The sequence below is a fragment of the Blastopirellula retiformator genome, assembly GCF_007859755.1.
In the GTDB taxonomy this organism is placed as follows: domain Bacteria; phylum Planctomycetota; class Planctomycetia; order Pirellulales; family Pirellulaceae; genus Blastopirellula; species Blastopirellula retiformator.
The window spans coordinates 307,265-328,738 of sequence record NZ_SJPF01000005.1 but is presented as its reverse complement, the minus strand read 5'-3'; the positions used below and the strand labels follow the sequence as shown (position 1 = coordinate 328,738).

Below are 21,474 nucleotides of genomic sequence, written 5' to 3'. Positions count from 1 at the left end.
GGGGATTCCCTGTTCCAGCGAATACCCACTGTTGTAGCAGATGCGGGATTCAGAAGGCGCAGAATTGCTAGCCGCAACTGAACTTGTATTCTATTTCCCGCCAGAAATAGACGCTACAAAAATCTACCGATTGTCGCAAGTTTAGCTGGATTAACATTTCCGGAGAATCGGCACACCCTTACCCCGATCCTCAGATTGCCGGACATCACCCAACTACTCGCCCCTCTAGCGAACCACCTGAAAGCCGTCGATCACCGCGTCCCAACGTTCCAGCAATTGACGCTCGGCCATCCGATAGCGACGGATCTCTTGCTGTTGCTGAAACTGTCGGGCAGTCCGCAGTGCGGGGGACAGATCCAGCGAGCCGAGCCACTCGATCCCGGCGTCCGATTGCTGCGTCAGGACGATGATCTGCGTCGCAATCACGCCCGTCCAGGCGGCGCCTTGCTCGACCTCAGGCGTCGCCGACTTCTCTTCCGCCAGATAATCGTTGTATTCCGAGTAGCCGTACGGATCGAGCGAGATGACGAAGTCGGACGGGCCGCTGTGCAGGTAGGCAATTTCCTCGTCGGTCAGCGGGGCGTCCTCATCCTCCAGCAGCGTCACGATTTCCTCAACCACTTGCGGGGCAATGGTTTCCGTCTTCACGAGCGGTTGGTTGACCACCGGTGGAATGGGAGGACAATCGTCTTCGATCGCCTTGGCGATGACCGGGCGAGCCGCCACTGCCGCCGCGTAATCTTCGTCCAGGATAAACTGATCAATCTCCGCAAGTTCTTTCTCGGTAACGGTTTCCGAGGTGGGGATAGCGATGGGCAGCCAACCCGCGAGGGCTCGCGTCGAGACGCTTTTCATCCAGACGTCGAACTGCCCAACGCGAAACGTCTCTGAGTTTTCGGGGCTGTTCCAGAACAACTGGCTCAGATGCCGCCAGGTTTTCTCCAGCTCGAACTGCACCGCTTCACTGTTCCCCCCACCGAAGCGGTCTTGGGCGACGTTAATTGCAAACGTGCTCTCGCCGGCCGGCTTGGTTCGGTTTGGCTCGACGCAATCCCGCAGGGCAGCCTGAACCCAGTCGGTGTTGGCGAATTTCGCCACCGGATCTTGCAGTTGGACCGGGGTGGATGACGGGACCGCAATTGCGGCGAGCACGCACGACCCGGGCAGATTCTCGGCAAACGAGAGGGTGGGAAGGCAAACCAGCAGGACGCAAAGCGAGCGTAGGCCCAAGAACGACATCCGTTGTCTCCAGCGGGGCGGTGATTGATTGAGTTTGAGAGGGGAGGGCGAATCTCCATTCGCGACTCGCCCGTACTCGGCGTGACACAAGTTCGTATCGGTCAATCACGACATGACACGTCAGGAAAACCAGGCAGACTAGTAGAGATGCAGATTATGCGATATATGAAGGCGAGGTTGCTCGATTTGCCGTTTACAATGGTTCGTTTCCGCAGCGGTTGGCCAGCAAGGCGCGAGGCCACATTCCCAAGCGGCCCTAGAAACCTCAGAATCTCTACTGCCCGACTGTTTGTCCCCCTGTCGCCAACATTGATTGAATGATTCCCGAAATTCTGCATCCGTGGCTTGCGATTGCGACGACCATCGCCGTCTTCGTGACGCTACAAGTCACGCGACGAATCCCAATCGACCTGCTGTTTCTGTTGGCGCTCGTCTTCTTGGTCCTGACCGGCGTGCTTGCTCCGGCGGTCGCCATCGCCGGCTTCGCCAGTCGGGCGGTACTGGCGATTAGCGCCCTGTTGGTGGTCGCAGCCGGACTGCGCAGCACCGGCGTGCTCGACTGGGTCGGCAACATGCTGCTGGGCGATGTGAAGACCGAGCAGACGGCGCTGCGCCGGATTGCCGGGCCGATCGTCGCCGCCAGCGCGTTCGTCCTGAATACGGCGCTGGTCGCCATGATGATGCCGGTGCTGATCGATTGGTGCCGCCAGCGGAATCTCTCCCCTTCCAAGCTGCTGCTGCCGCTCAGCTATCTGACGATCCTGGGCGGCGTTTGCACGTTGATCGGCACCAGCACCACGCTGGTGGTCAATGATCAGCTGCGTCTCAGCCACGCCGCGATGCAGGCCGAGGTCGTCGCGCTACAGGAAAACGCACCCGAAAATGCGACCGCCATCACGCAGCGTCAAACCGCCTTGCCGCAAGTAGCGCCGATGGGCTTTTTCGAGATCGGCCTGGTCGGGTTGCCCTGCGCGCTGGCAGGCTCCTTCTTTCTGGTCTTGGTCGGTCAGAAGTTGCTGCCGGGCTCGCCGGACCTGATCGAGCAATTGGGAGAGAAAACTCGCGAGTACCTGGTCGAGATGCAAGTGCTGCCCGAGTGCCGCCTGGTCGGCAAGACGGTCGAAGAGGCGGGCCTGCGAAACCTGCACGGGCTCTACCTGATCGAAATCGACCGCAGCGGCGACATCATCACGCCGGTCGCCCCGGGCGATCAGATTCGCGCCGGCGATCGACTGGTCTTTACCGGCGTCGTGTCGACGATCGTTGATCTGGAGAAGATCCCTGGCCTCGTTCCGGCCGCCGATCAAACGTACGAGTTTCATCCCAGCTCGCGGCAACAGCGGCATCTGACCGAAGTAGTGCTGTCGCGGACCTCGCCGCTGATTGGCAGCACGGTGCGGAAGGCAAACTTTCGCGCTCTTTACAACGCGGCGGTGATCGCGGTGCATCGTAACGGCATGCGGCTGACCAACAAGATCGGCAACATCGAACTGGAGCCTGGCGATACGCTGCTGCTGCAAACCCGCGGCGACTTTATCGCCCAGCAGCGGAACAGCCGCGACTTTTACCTGGTCAGCAGCGTCGAAGGCGCCGAGCCGCGGCGCCACGATCGCAGTTGGCTAGCCGCCGGACTGATGAGCGTGTTGATCTTGTGGATGACGTTGGCCTCGATCTTTGGCGGAGGGGGCCTAGCTGATCCGGCGATCGCGGCCCTCTCGATCGCCGCGCTGATGGTGCTGACGCAATGCGTCAAATCGTCCGACGCCCGGGCGGCCGTCGACCTGCAGGTCGTGGTCACCATCGCCGCGGCGCTTGGATTGGGCAGCGCCTTATGGCAAAGCGGCGCCGCCGAAATGATTGCCCAGTCGCTGGTGCACCTGGTCGGCCAACGTCCTTACTTGCTGCTGATTGTGATCTACCTGCTGGCGATGATCTTTACCGAGATGATCACCAACGCGGCCGTCGCCGCGCTGCTGCTGCCGATCGCGATCGCCGTGGCGCTAGCCGGCGATTTGAACCCCCGGCCATTTATCATGGCGATCGCTTTGGCGGCGTCGCTCTCGTTCCTGACGCCGATCGGCTACCAAACCAACCTGATGGTGATGGGCCCCGGCGGTTACAAGCCGCGAGACTATCTGGTTGCCGGCATTCCGTTGGCGTTGATCGTCGCCGCCACGGCGCTGGTGCTGATTCCGCTGGTTTGGCCGCTGACGCTGACAAACTAGTGAAACAGTACTTCAAAAACAAAACGATCGTTTTTTGGGAACCCCTTTTCCTGAAAACGCCTAGCCCTCTATTTGAACGAGATCCAAAATCAGCTTTACCGCTATGCCCCCCCGCCAATCTAGGACACAACTTCAAGTCCTGTATTTCATGCCTGCCGGGGTGGGGAAACCAATCAATGATCAAGACGCTGGGAAAGATGTACCGCGGCTTTCGAGCCGACGATTCTCATTCATCCAAACGGGGATCGACTTCCAATCGCTTCTATGTGAAAGACTTCCACTATTGCGGCCAGTCCGTCAGCGCCGCGTTTCGTTACGGCATGATGGATGAAGGGATCTATCAGGGGATCTTTCGCGAATACCAACTGGAAGAGATCAGCCAACAGTTGTCGGGGCGTCCCTCGACGATCATCGACATCGGCGGGCACATCGGCGGCTTCAGTTCGATCGCCGCGACTTTGTTGCCGCAAGCGCAGATTCAGGTTTACGAATACATGCCTGAAAACCTGCGGATGATTCAAACCAATCTGCTGCTCAACAATTTGCAAAACCGCGTTGCCAGGGTCAGAGCATAGCTCTTCGCGTCTCGCAAAATAACGACTTGCGTCGCTATTTTGGGATCGCATCCCTGCGATTCAGCAGCCCGTTGAGAAAATCAACGGACTGCTAGCGCTTACATTTATGACATTCGCAAGCTCTCCGAATTTCGCACTCGCCAACGGCATCGTTTGCTGCTTGTTACGTTGGCGCTGAAGCAATACCGAATGGACGAAGGAGAATATCCGAACTCGCTCGAAGCCCTGCGGATGCGAGTCGATCCGGTCGTACTCGAAGATCCTTATCAGGAGGGGAGCCTACTGCGTTACGAACGTAAAGAAGATGGTTTCCTGCTCTACAGCCGCTATCTGGACGATGGAGGAAGTTCGCTATCGGGCGACATCCTGCTTGGCGAATGGGTGGCCAAGGAAGGCCAGCAGCGTAACCGCGAAAATTCGGATCTGGTCGTCCGTTTTCCGCGTCGCCCGATTCCTTTTCAGGTTGAGAAGCCGCTCACACACGCCGAATGGAGCATCGAGATCGACGAAGAAATGAGAAAGTCGGAGTCGAAGTAACCGCGATCCGCCGGCCGCCTAATTCGCCTGCTTCTGGAGCAGCTTTTTTCGCACTTCCAATTCCGCCGTCATGTTCTCTCGCTGGCGGCGCTCCGCTTCTTGCCGCGAATGTTCGCGGCGGGCTTCCGACTCTAGTTTGGAGGCGTCGCGCAGTTTTTCGCTGAGGATCCGCTGCGTCTTGCCGAGCAGCGAGACCTGCAGGTCGACCTGGATTACGCCATTGCCGCGTGAGCGTTCGAGGTTGACGATAAAGAAATAGACTTTGTGGTAGGCGGTCGCCAGGGTGCGGAACTCCTCCATCTGTTTCTTCGCCTTCTCTTCTTTCGAGAGCGCTTCCATCGGCTCTTCGGCTTCGTCTTCTTTTTCTTCCGGCAAGGTTGCCTGCAGCAGTCGGTTGAGTTCGTCCGTTTCGCTATCGGTCAGCAGCACGCCGTAGCCTGGTGCGAGCGGATTCTCGCGGGTTTCGGTAAATAGCCGCGGGATCTGGGTTTTCAGAAACGAATCGGCCCGCTTGTCGAGATTCCGTTTGGCGACCTGGGCTTGGAACTCTTCCAGGATTTTGCCGTAGTGCTCAGCCGCCGCAGCGCGTCCCTCCGGCGTCGCTTCCATCGGCCGATCGGCAAAGGCGTGCAGCTTGCTGGTCAGTTCGAGAATGCGGACGGCGAGATAGGCCGTCCGGTACTTGGAGGTGCGGGCCTGAGCGATTTCCGATTGCAACTTGGTCAGCCGCTCGATGACCGCCTGTTCGACAGCGGCGTCGAGATCGTCATCGACCTGCGCGAAGAGTTCTTCCAGTTCTTCATTTAGCAGGTCGGCCGCCATCGAAACGTCGCCGGAGTCGCCTGCCGTTTTCCGGATCTTGTTCAGCTCCAGCTCGTAGCCTGCGCTGGCCGTCGCCGCGGCGGTCATCATCAGCATGCAGGCAGCGGCCACCGCAAACAGGCGTCGACAGGTTACGGAGAACGATTGGAACACGATGGAATCCTCCCACGCTTGCTGAACCAAGGAAACCACGCGACTGGCTGGGCCCCTCGCCGGCGCTAGAACAATCTCCGAATTTAGCGGAAGAACCGCCGCCGCGTCAAACTTCTTTCCGTCGACGATGTTTCTTAAGATCACCGCTAGCGAAGCGTCGAGATTTCGCTAATCGATATTGGCTTGTAGCCGCGGTATCCTGTATTTAAGTGGGCCGCTAATCACGGGTCAAACTTCATGTTGCCTTCAAGCGAGAAAACCGGGAAGACATTAGCGCAGATTCACCTTAACACTACGGAACCAGAGGATCATGAAACCATCTCGACTGAGCCTGCTTGCGGTTCTAGCTTCATTGTTAGTCGTTATCTCGGTAACGCTAATCTCGGCCGACCAATCGCTGAAATCGCGTGATTCCTTTTTCGCCCTTCGAGAAGAAGTCAACAAGCATCTACTTGCACGAATCGCCGCTCCACTCCCCGGCACCACGCGGGCATTACCGGTCGACGAACATTTGGCGCTGACGCTTCAACTCTTTCCTGATCGTGATTTCATTGAGCATACCCTCAAGCAGCGCGACTGGAGCGGCGGCACAAGCGCCAACATTATCTTGAATCTCGACGAGCAATTCCTTGCGCAACACCCGCAAGGCGATTCGCAGTCGATGATGGCGACCGTCTTGCTCGAGCACTACCTGCAAGATCTCGAGAAGCTCGGCTTTCGCGGACCTGGCTCGCCCGGCTGTGCCGTCGGCATGGTCCAGATGGCCAACGACTATCGCTTTGTCGACGGGGATCCATCGATCACGGTCCATGCGATCGTCTTTGTGGCTCCGCAAGAACGTCAGGCGATCATCCGCCTGGAAACGCACGAACGGCTTCGTTAGAGCGGTTTTCCTCCATCAGTATCGTTCTGGCTGGTTGCGTCCGCGCCGGTCGGCGTTGACCTGCATCGACGAATCTTGAGGATTTGCCTGCTTCGGTCGCCTTGACCAGCTGGCCTCACCAACGCCAGAAACGCTACTGCTATCAGAAAAACGCTCTAGCGTTCCGCTTTGCCATAAAAAAAGCTCGCCGACGAGGGCGAGCTGTTCTTTTTACGTTCGGCAAAGCCTTACGGAGCCAACAACAGGCGGCTCGGGGCTTCCAGCAGCGTCTTCACTTCGTTTAGGAAGCGAGCGGCCGTGGCGCCGTCGACCAGGCGATGGTCGTACGACAGGCTGAGCGGCATCATCATCCGCGGCACGATCTCGTCATTGACGACGACCGGCATCTTGCGGCTGCGGCCGACCAACAGGATCGCCACTTCCGGCACGTTGATGATCGGGGTCGAGTAGGTCCCGCCGATCGCGCCCAGGTTGCTGATCGTGAAGGTTCCGCCGCGGATCTGATCCATCGAGAACGAACCGGTGCGAACATCGTTAGCCAGCTTCATCACGTCGCGGGCGATATCGGGAATCGGCAGGCGATCAGCACTGCGGATGTTCGGCACCACCAGGCCACGTTCCGAGTCGACGGCGATGCCGACGTTGACGTATTCCTTGTAGATGACCTGGCCGTTTTCCATGTCGATCACGGCGTTCAAAGCCGGATTGTTACGCAGGGCGATGGCGACCGCTTTAACCAGGAAGGCCATCGAGGTCAGCTTGATGCCCGCTTCGGCGTAGTCGTCTTTGCTTTGCTTGCGGAGCGTCTCGAGCGCGGTGACGTCGGCGTCGTCAAAGTTGGTGACGCGCGGCGCGGTCGTCCACGACAGGCTCATCTGGTTGGCGATCGTCTTGCGGATCTTCGCCATCTTTTCGATGCGGACCGGGCCGAAAGCGTCTTCGCCCTGCTCGCCCGGCGGCACGACGGCTGCGGTCGTGACCGGCTTGTCGGCCTTGGCCGGAGCTGCGGCAGGCGCGGCCTGAGTGGCGGTTCCGCCCCCTTGGCTCAGCTTGCGAACGGTCGCCAGGACGTCGTCGCGAGTGATGCGACCGTTGTTGCCGGTACCTTGAACGCGACGCAGATCGACGCCAACTTCGCGAGCGAAGCGACGAATCGCCGGACCAGCCGGAACGTCATCTTCCTCGGCGTAGATCAGCCCTTCGGTCGAAGTCGCGGTGGCGACCGGAGCCGGAGCTTCGTAGGCGACGACCGGTTCGGGGGCCGGAGCGGCCGGTTTGGGCGCGGCCGGAGCAGGCGCCGGTTTCGGCGGCTCGGGCTTGGGAGCTTCCGCCTTCGGAGCGGGCTCTTCTTTCTTCGGCTCTTCGGCCTTGGGGGCTTCCTCTTTCGGCGCTTCCGGGGCGGGCTTCGATTCGGTCGCAGCGCCATCGGACGCTTCGACCGAGATGAGCGCTCCGCCGATCGGCACGCTGTCGCCGGCCGAGATATGAACCTTGGTTACCTTACCGGCGACGGTGGTCGGGATTTCGACGGTCGCTTTGTCGGTTTCGAGTTCGAGAATATTTTGATTCTTCGAGACGACGTCTCCTTCCGAGACGTAGACCGAGAGAATGTCGCCTGATTCAATGCCATCGCCCAATTCGGGCAATTTAACTTCTGTCGCCATGATGCTGCTCCGGCGGAGTCGATATCGATATTAGGGAGAGTTCGCGAACGGCCGCCTACGCGAAGTAGGGGTCGACCTTTTCCGGGTCGTAGTCGAGGTCTTTGATCGCCTTGGCGACCTTTTTGGCGTCGAGCTTCCCTTCGCGGAACAATTGGTACAGGGTGGCGATCACGACCGAGGCCGCGTCGATCTCGAAGTGACGGCGAAGCGCTTCGCGGGTTTCGCTACGGCCCATGCCGTCGGTGCCGAGAGCCAAGAGGTTGCCCGGCAGGTAGTCGCGGATCTGTTCCGGCAACGCCCGAACGTTGTCGCTGGAAGCGATGAACGGTCCTTCGACCCCTTCCATCACTTCTTCCAGATACGACTTCTTCGGCGTTTCGGTCGGGTGGAACATGTTCCAGCGCTGCACCGCGTGAGCGTTGCGACGCAACTCGGTGTAGCTGGTGACGCTCCAGACGTCGCTGGAGACCTGGTACTTTCTGGCCAGGATCTGCTGCGCTTCCAGGACGCAACGCAAGATCGGGCCGCTGCCGAACAGCTGCACGCGGTTCTTGCCCTTGGCCGAATCGACCGAGTTGAATTTGTAGATGCCGTGAACGATCCCTTCTTCGGCGCCTTCGGGCATCGCCGGCATCGCGTAGTTTTCGTTGCCGACGGTGATGTAGTACATCGCGGTTTCGCCATCGACGTACATCTTCTTCATACCGTCGAAGATGATCACGGTCGTTTCGTAAGCGAAGGCCGGATCGTAAGAGCGAACCGTCGGGAAGGCGATCGCATTCAGATGGCTATGACCATCCTGGTGCTGCAGACCTTCGCCATTGAGCGTGGTGCGACCGGCGGTACCGCCAATCAAAAAGCCTTTGGCCCGCGTATCGGCGGCGGCCCAGATGAGGTCGCCGACCCGCTGGAAGCCGAACATCGAGTAGTAGATGAAGAACGGCACCATGTTGATGCCATGCTGGCAATAGGCGTTGCCCGCCGCGATGAACGACGACATCGAGCCCGCTTCGGTGATCCCTTCTTCCAGGATCTGACCGTCTTTGGCTTCCTTGTAGTACATCAACTGATCGGAGTCGACCGGTTCGTACAGCTGGCCGCCATGCGCGTAGATGCCGATCTGGCGGAACATCCCTTCCATACCGAAGGTCCGCGATTCATCCGGCACGATCGGCACGATGTTCTTGCCCATCGTCTTGTCTTTGACCAGCTTGCTGAGCAAGCGGACGAAGCCCATCGTGGTCGACAGTTCTTTACCGCCGCTATCGCCCAAGAATTCTTGGTAGTCGGCCAGAACCGGAACTTCGGTCTTCGGGCTGTCGGTCGGACGCGTCGGCATATAACCGCCCAGCGCTTCGCGACGCTTGACCAGGTACTTCATCTCGGCGCTATCTTCCGGCGGACGATAGAACGGAGCTTTGACCACTTCTTCGTCCGAGATCGGAATGCTGAACCGGTTGCGGAAATCGGCCAGCTCTTTTTCGTTCAGCTTCTTTTGATTGTGGGTGACGTTGCGGCCTTCGCCTGCTTCGCCCAAGCCGTAACCTTTGACCGTCTTGGCGAGGATCACGGTCGGCTTGGTGGTGCATTCGACGGCGGCCTGGTAGGCGGCGTACACCTTGGCCGGATCGTGACCGCCGCGGAGCATCTTCTCCAGGCGTTCGTCCGAGTAGGACTTGACCAGCTCGAGCAGTTCCGGGTACTTGCCGAAGAAGTGCTCGCGGATGTACGAGCCTGGCATGACGACGTACTTCTGGTACTGACCGTCGACCACTTCTTCCATCCGCTTGACCAATAGGCCGCTCTTGTCGGCTTCGAGCAACGGGTCCCAGTCGCCGCCCCAAATCACTTTGATCACGTTCCAGCCGGCGCCGCGGAAGACCGCTTCCAGTTCTTGGATGATCTTGCCGTTACCGCGAACCGGACCGTCCAACCGCTGCAGGTTGCAGTTGATGATCCAGGTCAGGTTGTTCAAGCCTTCGCGAGCCGCCAGGCTGATGGCGCCCAAGGTTTCGGGTTCGTCGCATTCGCCGTCGCCCAGGAAGGCCCAAACGCGGGTGCCGTCGGTCTTTTTGATGCCGCGATCTTGCATGTAGCGGTTGAACCGCGCCTGGTAGATCGAGCAGATCGGGCCCAAGCCCATCGAGACGGTCGGGAATTCCCAGAAGTCGGGCATCAGCCACGGATGCGGATAGGACGACAGCCCTTGCACTTCTTGCAGTTCGCGGCGGAAGTTCTCCAGGTTCATTTCGCTCAAGCGACCTTCGACAAAGGCGCGAGCGTAGATGCCCGGCGAAGCGTGACCTTGGAAGTAAACCTGATCCCCTTCGTAGCCGCCGTTACGACCGCGGAAGAAGTGATTGAAGGCGACTTCGTACAGCGTGGCGGCCGAAGCGTAGCTGGAGATGTGACCGCCCAATCCGCTGAAGTCGCGGTTGGCCCGGGTCACCATCGCCATGGCGTTCCAGCGAATGACGCTTTTGATGCGGCGTTCAAATTCGCGGTTGCCCGGGTAGACCGGCTGTTGGCTGGAGTGAATCGTGTTGATGTACGGGGTGTTCGCCGCAAACGGCAGATCAACGCCGCGGGCATGAGCACGATTTTCGAGAGCCGACAGAAGGTAGCGAACCCGATCGCCCCCTTTGCTCTCAATGATGTAATCCAACGAGTCGAGCCATTCTTTGGTCTCGCTTGGGTCGGAATCTTGCGAGTGAGCCGCCGGGTTTTGACGCAAAATGTTTTCTTCGGCGGGCATCAACTTGGCTTCTGCCATCAATCTTTCCTCGCTTGCATTTTGGAAACTGCGGAGGCGCCAACTTGGGGCGCCACGACCGCCCACCTTCGCACGGAAGGCGGAAAATCCGATCCAGCAGTCGGATTCGAGACCGGCGCTGCCTGCGCCAATCCCCGAACGAGTCTTAAGTATAGGCCGCCATTCACTTTGGACGCTAGGGAGGCGGCAGTCGCCTCACCAGATCCTGCGGCAAAATCCACACAATCAGACGTTCCGGTATTCTCCGCCGAAACGTCGAGTTAGAAAAGGGCTCCGCGCCGAAAACGGGAGCCCAGCGTAATCCGCTTAACCGTAAAGACTTACGCCGATTAGCGTTTCGGCTTGTAAATCTCGGTCGCCGTTCCGAAGAAGACTTCGGCCGCATTCATGACGGTTTCGCTGAGGGTCGGGTGGGGGTGAATCGACGCCGCGATATCCCCCACTTCGGCCCGCATTTCGATGGCCAGGACCGCTTCGCCGATCAATTCGCCGGCGCCGGGCCCGACGATGCCGCAGCCCAAGACGACCTTGGTTTCGGGATCGACGACCCATTTGGTCATACCGTCCGAGCGCCCCAGCGACTGAGCGCGACCGCTGGCGGCCCACGGATACATCACGACTTCAACTTCGCGACCGGCGGCCTTCGCTTCTTCTTCCATCAGACCAGCCCAGGCGATTTCGGGATCGGTGAAGATCACCGCCGGAATCGCAGCCGGCTTGAATTCGACCGGGTGGCCCAGCAACGCTTCGATCGCAGTGCGGCCTTCGTGGGTCGCCTTGTGGGCCAGCATCGGATTGCCGGTCACGTCGCCGATCGCCATCAGGTTCGGATCGTCGGTCTGCAGCTGACCGTTGACGCCGATGAAGCCTCGCTTGTCGACCGAGACCTTGGTGTTTTCCAGACCGATGTCTTTGGTGTTGGGCCAGCGGCCGATCGAGACGAGGACGCGATCGTACTGCTCGGTGCCGAACTTGCCGGGCCCTTCAAAGGCGACTTCGACCTTGTCGCCGCGAATGCCGATCGAACCGACCTTCGTCCCCAGGTGCAAACGCCCTTCAAACAAGGTTTCGATCCGCTTCTGCAGCGGCTTGACCAGGTTGCGGTCGGCGCCCGGCAGCAGGCCGTCAGTCAATTCGACAACGCTGACCTGGGTACCGAGGTTGGCGTAAACGCTCCCCATTTCCAGGCCGATGTAGCCGCCGCCGATGACCAGCATCGTTTCAGGCACTTCCTGCAGTTGCAGCGCGCCGGTCGAATCCATCACGCGATCCGAGTCGAGCTGGAACGCCGGCGGAACCGCCGCGATCGAACCAGTCGCGATGACGCACTTGTCGAAGGTCAGCTTGCCCCCTTCCGGAATCGTCGAGCTATCGCCGGTCAGTTCCAGCGTGTTGCTATCGAGAAACTTGCCGCGGGCCTGAATAACGTTGACCTTACGGCGTTTGGCCAGCTGCTTGAGCCCGCCCGACATTTGCTCGATGACTTTGTCTTTGCGAGCGCGGAGCTTATCGAGATCGATCTGCGGCGATCCGAACGAGACGCCCCATTCGTCGTGCAGTTCGTAGGTTTCGTCGATCACCTTGGCGACGTGAAGCAAGGCTTTCGACGGGATACACCCTCGCAACAAGCATGTGCCGCCCAGACGCGGCTCCTGCTCGATCAGGGTGACTTCCATACCGTGGTCGGCGGCGAGAAAGGCGGCGGCGTACCCACCAGGACCACCTCCCAAAACAGCAAGCTGCGTGTGGCTCATGTCGTTTCTTTCAGCGCTTGTCTAACGATCGAAGCGAGTCTTCTTTCGATCGCTGGGACATAAAAAAAAGGGATTCTTCGATGTGGGTCACACCTAAAAATCCCTTTGGAAATTCGTAATTGCTTGGCCAGCGAGTCGTCGGGTTAGCGCGACATAAATTCGACCACGATGTTGACGTCTACCGGCAAGCTGACGTCTTCGGCCGTCGGAATCGAGTCGAAGGTGGCCGACAGCGTTTCCTGATCTTGCGAAGCGAAGGCGGCGATTTGGCTGCCATTTTCGCCCAAGATGCTGCGATACATGACTTGCAGCTTTTCGCGGTTGCGAACGCTGACGATGTCGCCCGGACGCAGTTGGTACGACGGCTTGTCGACCTTGGCGCCATTGACCAGGAAGTGACCGTGAACGATCCCCTGGCGAGCTTGCGGACGGGTCAGAGCCAGACCAGCGCGACGGACGAAGTTGTCCAAGCGACGCTCGCACAGGATCAACAACTGTTCGCCAGTGTTGCCCTTCATGTGCTTGGCGTGCTCAAAGTAGCGACGCAGCTGGCGTTCGCCCAAGCCATAATAATGCTTGATCTTCTGCTTTTCCATCAACGCGGCGCCGTAGTTGGACGGGCGTCGAGGACGGTTGTGCATGCCAGGCGGAGTCGCACGGCGATCGTAAGCCTTGATCGCGCCACGGTTCTCGTATATCACGCCGCCCAAGCGACGGTTAATCCTGGCCTTAGGACCGGTATAATGGCCCATCAACTACTCCTGATTTCGGTTCGACGGCGACCGCATAGGCGATCGAAATGTAAATTCGGTTCTCTGCGGGCGGGAACTCGAAGTTCTCCTGGCCTCGCGGCGGGCCCACAGATAAACCGCATATCGTGCCACAAAGACTCCGCCCTGGCAAGAGGCCAGATCCCCTTTTTGTCGACTTCACGCAAAGCGACGTGAGATCTGCGGCAAGTCGGCCGCAGAAAGCCCCCGATCGCCAATCTCGCTCGGCTCTCGGAAGACCTGCCACAACCGCTTCGGCAACCCGTTAAATGCCCTGGAATACCGCGCCGGATGCGAGTTTTTCCCACTCAAATCGCGGATATAGATCCGCTCGACCTGCTCGGGGAACTTACGGGCGATCAGGCCGTAGGTTTCCGGATCTTTTTCGCCGGAATCGCCAACCAGCACGAACTTCCGCGACGGAAAGGTCTGCAAAATGTGCTTGATCGCCTTCCGTTTCCCCCACCGCCGGGCAATAAACAGCCGCAAGACGCTCGGATCGCGAAAGCGGATTGATTTCATATGAAAAGTGCCGCCGGGCAGACCTTCCGTCAAAAACAGCTCGGACAGCGGCGAGTAAAGCTGCCAAGGGGACGACGTCACATAGTGGAACGCGGCGCCCTGCTCTTCCCAGGTTTTGAACAGCTCCGTAATGCCGGGAACGGTGCTGAACTCACGCAGGAACGTGTTGGCCAGCATCGACTTACGCGTGGCCACGTCGGTATGTTTGACCGTGTCGTCGATATCCGAGATGATCGACAGTCCGGCATGTTCGAGCAAACGAATCCGCGCCGGAAACGCTCGATCGTCATCGGCGTCGACCACCACCTGAAACGGCAAGAACGTGCCGGCGGGGGTGGTCTCGATCAGCGGCTCGACTTCGTCCCGGTTGAGTTCGACTCGGCCGCGGAATTGCCCGTTCTTGGCCGATCGCTCGGTCAGACGATACCGCCGCTCCCCGATTTGGACGACGATCTGCTTGTTCCGGTGCTTGTAGACGGTGAACCCGAGTATCCGCTCTTGGAAGATCTCGGTCTGCAAATCATCGGGCGTGGCGTCCATCAATCGGGCCAACAGCCGCAGCAAGATCCAGCGGGGAAGGTTATCCGGGACCTTTTCAAAGACGCAGCCATGGACCTCCACTACCCAGCGTCTGCCGTCTGCAGACGGGTAACCGTAGGTTGGATAGACCACTACCGACTGATTGACGGTAAAGTCTGATACGGCCATGTCGTCTGGCTGCATGACGACGCTCCGCCGCGGCGGAGACCCAATACTAGCAATGATTTACGTTCAGATCCGCTCGGTATTGTAACGAACAATCCCTGGCTGCGGAAAACGATTCCGGCTAAATCACCCAGATTCCGCCAAAGCTTCACGCCGCTGGCGAGGATTCCCCGTTTTACGGAGAGTTTACCGGCGACGCTACCCCGCGGATGTTTCCTCGCCAAGATCGCCGCCACCGGCAGTAACAGGATAATGACGACTCCGCAGTCCTGCTTCCAGGAAATAGAGGAGATCCGCCTTCTCGGCTTCACTGAGCCCTAAGGGACGCATCCGAACATCTAGACCTTCGCGTCGGTTGCCGCCACGGTCGTAGTAGTCGATCACTTCCTTTAGGGTCGCGATACTTCCATCATGCATATAGGGAGCTGTTCGCTCCAAATCGCGGAGCATTGGAGTTCGAATTTTCTGGGGGGATGCGCCGATCCCCGTATCGTGGAGCTGATGATCGGTCAGCACCTTGGCGATGTGACAGTCGCCGCAATTCGCGCGGCTGAAAAAGACGCTCGATCCGCGCGACATTTGGTCATCTAGCGCCGTCGCGCGGCCATTGCGAAACAGGTCGTATGGCGTCTCAGCCGCCAGCAAGGTTCGTTCAAATGCGGCAATCGCCTGGGCGATCCGCTCGGCGCTGATTGGCCCCGCAAACGCGGTTTGAAACTGCGCGACATAGCTTGCATCGGCAGCCAGACGCTGCTCAAGCTCGCCCAGGTCCATGTCCATTTCGACGCGGTTTTGAATCGGCTCCAAGACCTGCTCTTCCAACGTCCGCGCCCGGCCATCCCAGAAGAGCAAATGCTGCAGGCCGGTGTTGATGATGGACGGCGGATTGCGTTCTCCCTGGCGACCATTCACGCCTTTAGCGACCGGCGTGCTGACGCTCCAGCCTTGCTGGGGATCGTGACACGACGCACAGCTGATCGTCCGATCACGCGACAACTGCGGATCAAAAAACAATCGCCGCCCCAGCTTCAACTTGGCGTCGGTTTGCGGATTCTCAGCGGGAACGCGAACCCAATCGAGCCCCAGCGGCACGTCCGAGATAAAGTCATCCCCCCTCGCGGCGCACAGCGGCGCGAGCAGGAGCAAGGTCAGACTGAATAGGCGAGAAACCATCGGCGTGCACGAAAAGGAGGGACATCGTCTATCATACAGCAAACGCCACCCACGACCGAGTTGCCAAGCCAGAGCCGCCGCCGTATGGATGCCCACCGCAAGATTCCGCCCCTGTGCCAACAAAGCGCCGCGCAGATCGTCGCTGGCGTCACCGCCGGCCAGTTCTCGGTCACCGAAGTGATCGATCAATACGCCCAGCGGATCGAGGCGGTCAATCCGCAAGTGAACGCCCTCGCCGTTCCGATGCTGGATCAAGCGCGAGAAACCGCGCAGGCGCTCGACGCGGCTGGCGCCTCGGCCGAAACGAGTCTTTTGCATGGCGTGCCCTTCACGGTCAAAGAATGCTTCTTTGTTGAAGGGGCGCCATCGACGATTGGCCTGACCAACCAGCGCAAGATTTCGCAGCACGACAGTCCGCACGTCGCCCGGATGCGGGCCGCCGGGGCGATCCCGCTGGGGCTGACCAACGTGCCGCAGTTGATGATCGTCCATGAGACAGACAACCCGGTTTATGGACTGACCAAAAACCCTTGGGATCTGCAGCATGGCGTCGGCGGATCGAGCGGCGGCGAGGCGGCGATCATCGCAGCCGGCGGATCGCCGCTTGGCCTGGGCAGCGATCTCGGCGGCAGTATTCGCTTGCCGTCGCACTTCTGCGGCGTCCATGGCCTGAAACCTACCAACCGCCGCTTGGCCCGGGCCGGCGCGTTCGCCAACTTGCGCGGTATGCAGGGGCTTGAATACCAAACGGGCCCGATGGCCCGGCATGTCGAGGACCTGGAACTGGCGTTGCGGGTGATTTCTTCGGCCCAGTATGGCTGGCGACATGGCGACGTGACGCCGATGCCAATTGGCTCGAGCGCTGACGTAGATCTCACAAAATTGCGAATCGGATATTGGGATTACGACGGTTACTTCAGCGCCGCGCCGGCGATTCGACGCGTGGTGCGCGAGTCGGTCTCGGCGCTGAAGGAATGCGGCGCCCAACTGATCGAACTTCGCCCGCCGAAGATCGCCGAAGCGCTGCAGCACTACTTCGCCATGATCAGCGCCGATGGAGGCGCCGATTTTCGCGAGCTACTACGCGGCAGCAAGAAAGACCCCGAAGTCGCACGGGTCGTCGGCCTCGCGAAGACGCCCCGCTGGATTCGCCCGCTGTTGGCGGCAATTCTGCGAATGAAGGGGGAAAAGAAGCTGGCTGAACTGTTCGTTGCGGCGGGGCCTCGCTCGGCCAGTTCGCTGTGGCGAGCGACTGCCGCTGCCGGCGATTATGTAGCGGAGATTCAGGATACCTGGGACGCCGAACAGATCGATGCGGTGATCACGCCGCCCCATGCCCTGCCGGCGTTCTTGCATGGGATGGCGGTCGAGTTGTTGCCGTCCGCCAGTTACGCATTGCTGTTCAATTTGCTCGGCGTTCCGTGCGGAACGGTCGCCTGTTCGCGCGTCAGCGACGACGAACTTTCGGATCGCACCGATCTTGCCGACCCGGTTGATCGCAGCGCGCAAAAGGTGGAGCTGGCCAGCAGCGGCATGCCGGTTGGGCTGCAAGTCGCCGGGCGTCCCTGGCGCGAGGACCAAGTGCTGGCGATCATGGCGAAAATCGAAGACCATTTTCGCGAGCGTGACGATTATCCGGATGTGACGCGGCTGCCGATCTAGAGCGTTTTTCTGATAGCAGTAGCGTTTCTGGCGTTGGTGAGGCAAGCTGGTCAAGGCGGCCGAGCAGGCGAACCCTCAAGATTCGTCGATGCAGGTCAACGCCGACCAGCGTGGCCGCAACCAGCCAGAACGCTAAAGATTGAAGAAAACCGCTCTAACGTCGCGCATAAAAAAAGGCGCCCTGCATGGCAGAGCGCCTTCATGATTTTTTAGGCTGTTCTAGCGAACCGCTTTTTCGTTCAGCGTGACGGCAGCGTCTTCTTTGACCTGGTCCGCTTTCACGTTGACCGTGGCGATCGTTTCGCCCGAGGCGCCGCCGGCGATGTCGGTTTCGATCACGATTTTCTGCGTCTGCGGGCCGGTCTTACCGCCAGCGGTATAGGTCAGCGGAATGAAATGTAGCAGCTTCGCTTCTTCCGAAGGCTGGGCGAATTGGAACGACTTGTCTTCGCACTGGATCGAAGTGATCTTGAACGGCTTTTTGGCTCGCACGATCAACTTCTTTTCGATCGATTCGCCCGGGGTCAGTTCGCCCAAAGCCAACGCGGCCGGGCTGACCGTCACCGCCGGGGCGACTTTACCTTCGACCGGCAGCGTGATGTTCGGGTTGCGGGCGTCGGTGGTGACCAGGGTCAGATGATCTTGGATGTAACCAACCGGGGCGTCGTCCTTCAGTTTGACGGTCAGGTCGTACGAAACGCGACCGCCGGCTCGCATCGGATCGGACATTTCGACCGCCAAGTGCGGGTTGTCGCTGCGGACGTCGACAATCTGCCAGTTGCTGCTGCCAGCATAGGCAACGTTGACTTTGGCCGAAGAAGGCTCGCCCTGATCAACCGAGCCCAGCTTCACAGCGCCGGGCTGAAAAACAACATCGCCGCGAATGTGACCGCGGACGTTGAGTTGCACTTCCGCGTAGTAAGGCTTATCGATCGTCACCGTGACGGTGGCGCTTTTTTCGCCCAGGAAGCTGTCGGTATTGAACTTGCAGACGATGGCGCCCTTTTCCCAGGTCTTGAGATCGCCGTTTTTGACCGATGGCGAGGTGCAGCCGCAGCTGGAGCGAACCGAGGCGACGTGGACGTCTTCTTCGTAGATATTTTGCAGATCGAACTCGTAGATCGCATCAGCGCCGCGAGCGACGGTGCCAAAGTCATGCGACGTGACGTTGAACATCTTCCGAGCCCAGTCCTGCGCCGAAGCGACGCTAGCGAGCGTCAAACAAAATGCCAACGACAGTAGTGCTGATCGAGACACGAGCTTTGCTCCTTAGCAAGTTTTCGAGGCGGGAGGTCGACTCTTTCCCGCTCGAAACTGGGGGGGGATTATCGCCGAATCGACCCGTTAGTATTGGAACATAACGGAGCTCCGGCACAAAACAACCGGCGCCACAAGGGAATAATCGGTAGAACCGCTACAATTTTCCAACCAAATCAACGACATTCGCCGATCGTGCGCGATTTAGGTATCTGCACTGCAATTCCCTTCATCAAAAGAATTGCAATACTTACCATGACCGAAGTATCTTCCCGATTTTCTCTAGGTCGGCGCCAGCATTTCGCTAAGATGAAAAACACCTCCACTAGCACTCCCACCGTTTTAATCCCTCCCTTCGCCACGATTTCAAGGTGCATGATGAAAACGAATCGAAGTCTCTGCATCTGTTTGATGCTCGTTTTGTTCCTGACCTCGACCGGATGCGGTCCCAGCCGACCAGCTGTCGTCGCCGCCGCCGAAGAAGGACGCAAAGCGGCCGAACAGGCGGAGACCGAACCCGCCGAACCGGCGCCTGCAGCCGAAGGGGAAGATATGCAACCGATCCCCGTCCCTTTCCCCCGCCGGATCCCGGCGCCCGAGTTCCCCACCGATATGGAGTGGATGAATACCTCGGGTCCGGTTCGTCTGCGCGATCTGCGGGGCAAGTTCGTGCTGCTCGACTTCTGGACCTACTGCTGCATCAACTGCATTCACATCCTGCCGGAGCTGAAAAAGCTGGAGCACGAGTTCCCCAACGAACTGGTGGTGATCGGCGTGCACTCAGCGAAGTTTGAAAACGAAGCGGACGCCAAGAACATTTCGGAGGCGATCCTTCGCTACGAAATCGAACACCCGGTCGTCAACGATGACAAGCATCGGATCTGGAACTCGTTCTCTGTCCGCAGCTGGCCGACGATGTACCTGCTCGATCCCGAAGGAAACGTCGTCTACGGCCGCAGCGGCGAGTTTGAAGCGAAAGAAATCGCCGCGGTTCTCCGCCGCGCGATTCCCTACTACGAACAAGAGAAGACGCTCGACCGCACGCCGATTCGCTTCGAGCTGCTCGCTAATAGCCAAGAGCCGACGCCGCTCCGTTTTCCGGGCAAAGTCCTGGCCGATGAGAAATCGAACCGGCTCTACATCGCCGACAGCAATCACAACCGCATCGTGGTGGCCGATCTCGACGGCAAGCTGATCGAAACGATCGGCAATGGCGCCATCGGCAAGACCGACGGCGACTATGCCGCCGCTAGATTCCATCACCTGCAAGGGATGGCGCTCGACGGAGAGACGCTGTACGTCGCCGATACCGAGAACCACCTGCTTCGCAAGGTCGACCTGAAGGCGAAGACCGTCAGCACGATCGCGGGCAAAGGAGAACAAGGCCGCAGCGCCTGGCCCGGCGTTCCGGAATCGGGCCTGCTTCGCTCGCAAGTGCCTGAGCGTTTTGTCGGTAAGCCATTGGAGACCGCGATCAACAGCCCGTGGGCTTTGTGGGTCAAGGGAGACGACCTCTACATCGCCATGGCCGGCCCGCACCAGATTTGGAAGATGAAGCTCGACGGTTCCGAAATCGGTCCGTACGCCGGCAATGGTCGCGAAGATATCGTTGACGGCCCGCTGCTGCCGCCGGTTCCGTACGAGCAAGGCTACTCGTCGTTCGCTCAGCCTTCGGGACTGACTTCGGACGGAACCTGGCTGTATGTCGCCGACAGCGAAGGAAGCTCGATCCGGGCCGTTCCGTTTGATCCCGAAAAAGAGGTCCGCACCGTGACCGGCTCGGCCCATTTGCCGTCGGGACGGCTGTTTGACTTTGGCGACAAGGATGGCTCGGCGAAAGATGCTCGCCTGCAACATGCGCTCGGCGTCTGTTACGTCGACGGACAGATCTACATCGCCGACACCTACAACAACAAAATCCGGGTCGCTGACGCCAAGACGGGGGACGTCTCGACCATCGCCGGCAACGGCGAAGCGTTGAATGTCGCCGGCAACGGCGAACGGGGCGCCGACGACAGCGCCCCCACCTTTGACGAGCCAGCCGGTCTCAGCTACGCCAATGGCAAGCTATACGTCGCCGACACCAACAACCACCTGATCCGGACGATCGATCTGAAAACCAAGCAGGTCAAGACGCTCACGATCGAGGGCCTGACCCCTCCTTCCCCCCCCAAAGTGAAGCAAACGCCGAACTTTTCGTCAGCCAAGGAAGTGATGCTCGACCCGGCGAAGGTGACCGCCACCGATGGCCAGGTGAAGCTGAACGTCGATATTCAGCTACCGCTTGGCTGGAAATTGAACAAGCTGGCGCCGACTAGCTATTTCCTGGAAGGGGAATCGACCGGGCCGGCCAAGATCGCTGAAGAAGTGGAACTGGTCAGCCTGCCCGAGCCGAAACCGCAATTTACGGTCTCTCTGCCGGTCGCCGGCGAAGGGAAATCGACCGTCAAGTTTTCGCTCCGCTATTACTTCTGTGAAGACGGGGTCGACGGGCTCTGCAAGACCGCGGAAGTCCGCTGGACCATTCCGCTGGAAGTGGTCGCATCGGGGGGCGAGTCCGGCGTCACGCTGACCACCCAGCCCGAAGTGGGACTCTAAACTGCTTTCTAGTAACAAGTTAGCCAATTCATCGAGCCGCCGGCGCGTTTCGCCCGGCGGCTTTCTTTTAGCGCGGTCTTGGAGTGCGGCCGGGTGCGCCCAAATTCATGGGGGCGACCAATTTACAAACCTAGCTAGGCTTTGCTAAGATACGCGTTTCGT

At 59.4% G+C, this 21,474-nt stretch carries 15 protein-coding genes; 6 read left to right on the top strand and 9 right to left on the bottom strand.

Features of this window, described 5'->3' with window-relative positions; translation table 11 throughout:
* Window positions 1–225: 225 nt before the first annotated feature.
* Window positions 226–1,239 carry a hypothetical protein gene (locus Enr8_RS21485; protein ID WP_146435633.1) on the bottom strand — a complete coding sequence of 338 codons (1,014 nt, stop codon included), beginning with the start codon at window positions 1,237–1,239 and terminating at the stop codon, window positions 226–228.
* 317 nt (window positions 1,240–1,556) lie between these two features.
* On the opposite strand from Enr8_RS21485, the gene Enr8_RS21480 reads away from it, so the two are divergent.
* The 3 genes from Enr8_RS21480 (at window position 1,557) to Enr8_RS21470 (ending at window position 4,576) form a co-directional block, all read left to right on the top strand.
* Window positions 1,557–3,464 carry an SLC13 family permease gene (locus Enr8_RS21480; RefSeq protein ID WP_146435631.1) on the top strand — a complete coding sequence of 636 codons (1,908 nt, stop codon included), beginning with the start codon at window positions 1,557–1,559 and terminating at the stop codon, window positions 3,462–3,464.
* A gap of 176 nt (window positions 3,465–3,640) precedes the next feature.
* Window positions 3,641–4,039 carry a hypothetical protein gene (locus Enr8_RS21475; protein ID WP_146435629.1) on the top strand — a complete coding sequence of 133 codons (399 nt, stop codon included), beginning with the start codon at window positions 3,641–3,643 and terminating at the stop codon, window positions 4,037–4,039.
* Window positions 4,040–4,192: 153 nt separating this feature from the next.
* Entirely contained in the window at window positions 4,193–4,576 is a 384-nt protein-coding gene (locus tag Enr8_RS21470; RefSeq protein WP_146435627.1) for a hypothetical protein, read from the top strand.
* 18 nt (window positions 4,577–4,594) lie between these two features.
* Here the strand turns inward: Enr8_RS21470 and Enr8_RS21465 are convergent, their stop codons facing one another.
* A complete protein-coding gene (locus Enr8_RS21465) occupies window positions 4,595–5,551 on the bottom strand; it encodes a hypothetical protein (protein ID WP_146435625.1) in 957 nt (318 codons plus the stop codon).
* 310 nt (window positions 5,552–5,861) lie between these two features.
* Between Enr8_RS21465 and Enr8_RS21460 the strand changes: the two genes are divergently transcribed.
* On the top strand, window positions 5,862–6,434 hold the full coding sequence (locus Enr8_RS21460) for a hypothetical protein (protein WP_146435624.1): 573 nt from the start codon (window positions 5,862–5,864) through the stop codon (window positions 6,432–6,434).
* A 227-nt stretch (window positions 6,435–6,661) separates the two neighbouring features.
* Here Enr8_RS21460 and Enr8_RS21455 read toward each other — a convergent pair whose 3' ends face one another.
* The 6 genes from Enr8_RS21455 to Enr8_RS21430 form a co-directional block, all read right to left on the bottom strand.
* Complete coding sequence (locus Enr8_RS21455) at window positions 6,662–8,098, bottom strand: 2-oxo acid dehydrogenase subunit E2 (protein WP_146435621.1); 1,437 nt, start codon at window positions 8,096–8,098, stop codon at window positions 6,662–6,664.
* Window positions 8,099–8,153: 55 nt separating this feature from the next.
* Window positions 8,154–10,871, bottom strand: coding sequence for a pyruvate dehydrogenase (acetyl-transferring), homodimeric type (gene aceE, locus Enr8_RS21450; RefSeq protein ID WP_146435619.1), 2,718 nt, complete (start codon window positions 10,869–10,871; stop codon window positions 8,154–8,156).
* A gap of 329 nt (window positions 10,872–11,200) precedes the next feature.
* Window positions 11,201–12,625, bottom strand: a complete 1,425-nt coding sequence (lpdA, locus tag Enr8_RS21445) for a dihydrolipoyl dehydrogenase (RefSeq protein ID WP_146435617.1) — start codon at window positions 12,623–12,625, stop codon at window positions 11,201–11,203.
* A 143-nt stretch (window positions 12,626–12,768) separates the two neighbouring features.
* Window positions 12,769–13,377: a 30S ribosomal protein S4 gene (rpsD, locus tag Enr8_RS21440; protein ID WP_146435615.1), complete on the bottom strand. Its 609-nt coding sequence runs from the start codon at window positions 13,375–13,377 to the stop codon at window positions 12,769–12,771.
* Window positions 13,378–13,554: 177 nt separating this feature from the next.
* Window positions 13,555–14,640, bottom strand: a complete 1,086-nt coding sequence (locus Enr8_RS21435; RefSeq protein ID WP_146435612.1) for a phosphatidate phosphatase App1 family protein — start codon at window positions 14,638–14,640, stop codon at window positions 13,555–13,557.
* 180 nt (window positions 14,641–14,820) lie between these two features.
* Complete coding sequence (locus Enr8_RS21430; RefSeq protein ID WP_146435610.1) at window positions 14,821–15,795, bottom strand: cytochrome-c peroxidase; 975 nt, start codon at window positions 15,793–15,795, stop codon at window positions 14,821–14,823.
* An 84-nt stretch (window positions 15,796–15,879) separates the two neighbouring features.
* Between Enr8_RS21430 and Enr8_RS21425 the strand changes: the two genes are divergently transcribed.
* Window positions 15,880–17,457, top strand: coding sequence for an amidase (locus Enr8_RS21425; protein ID WP_146435608.1), 1,578 nt, complete (start codon window positions 15,880–15,882; stop codon window positions 17,455–17,457).
* A gap of 219 nt (window positions 17,458–17,676) precedes the next feature.
* Here Enr8_RS21425 and Enr8_RS21420 read toward each other — a convergent pair whose 3' ends face one another.
* Window positions 17,677–18,714, bottom strand: a complete 1,038-nt coding sequence (locus Enr8_RS21420; protein WP_146435606.1) for a DUF1573 domain-containing protein — start codon at window positions 18,712–18,714, stop codon at window positions 17,677–17,679.
* A 378-nt stretch (window positions 18,715–19,092) separates the two neighbouring features.
* Between Enr8_RS21420 and Enr8_RS21415 the strand changes: the two genes are divergently transcribed.
* Window positions 19,093–21,312 carry a thioredoxin-like domain-containing protein gene (locus Enr8_RS21415; RefSeq protein ID WP_246120196.1) on the top strand — a complete coding sequence of 740 codons (2,220 nt, stop codon included), beginning with the start codon at window positions 19,093–19,095 and terminating at the stop codon, window positions 21,310–21,312.
* Window positions 21,313–21,474 lie beyond the last annotated feature (162 nt).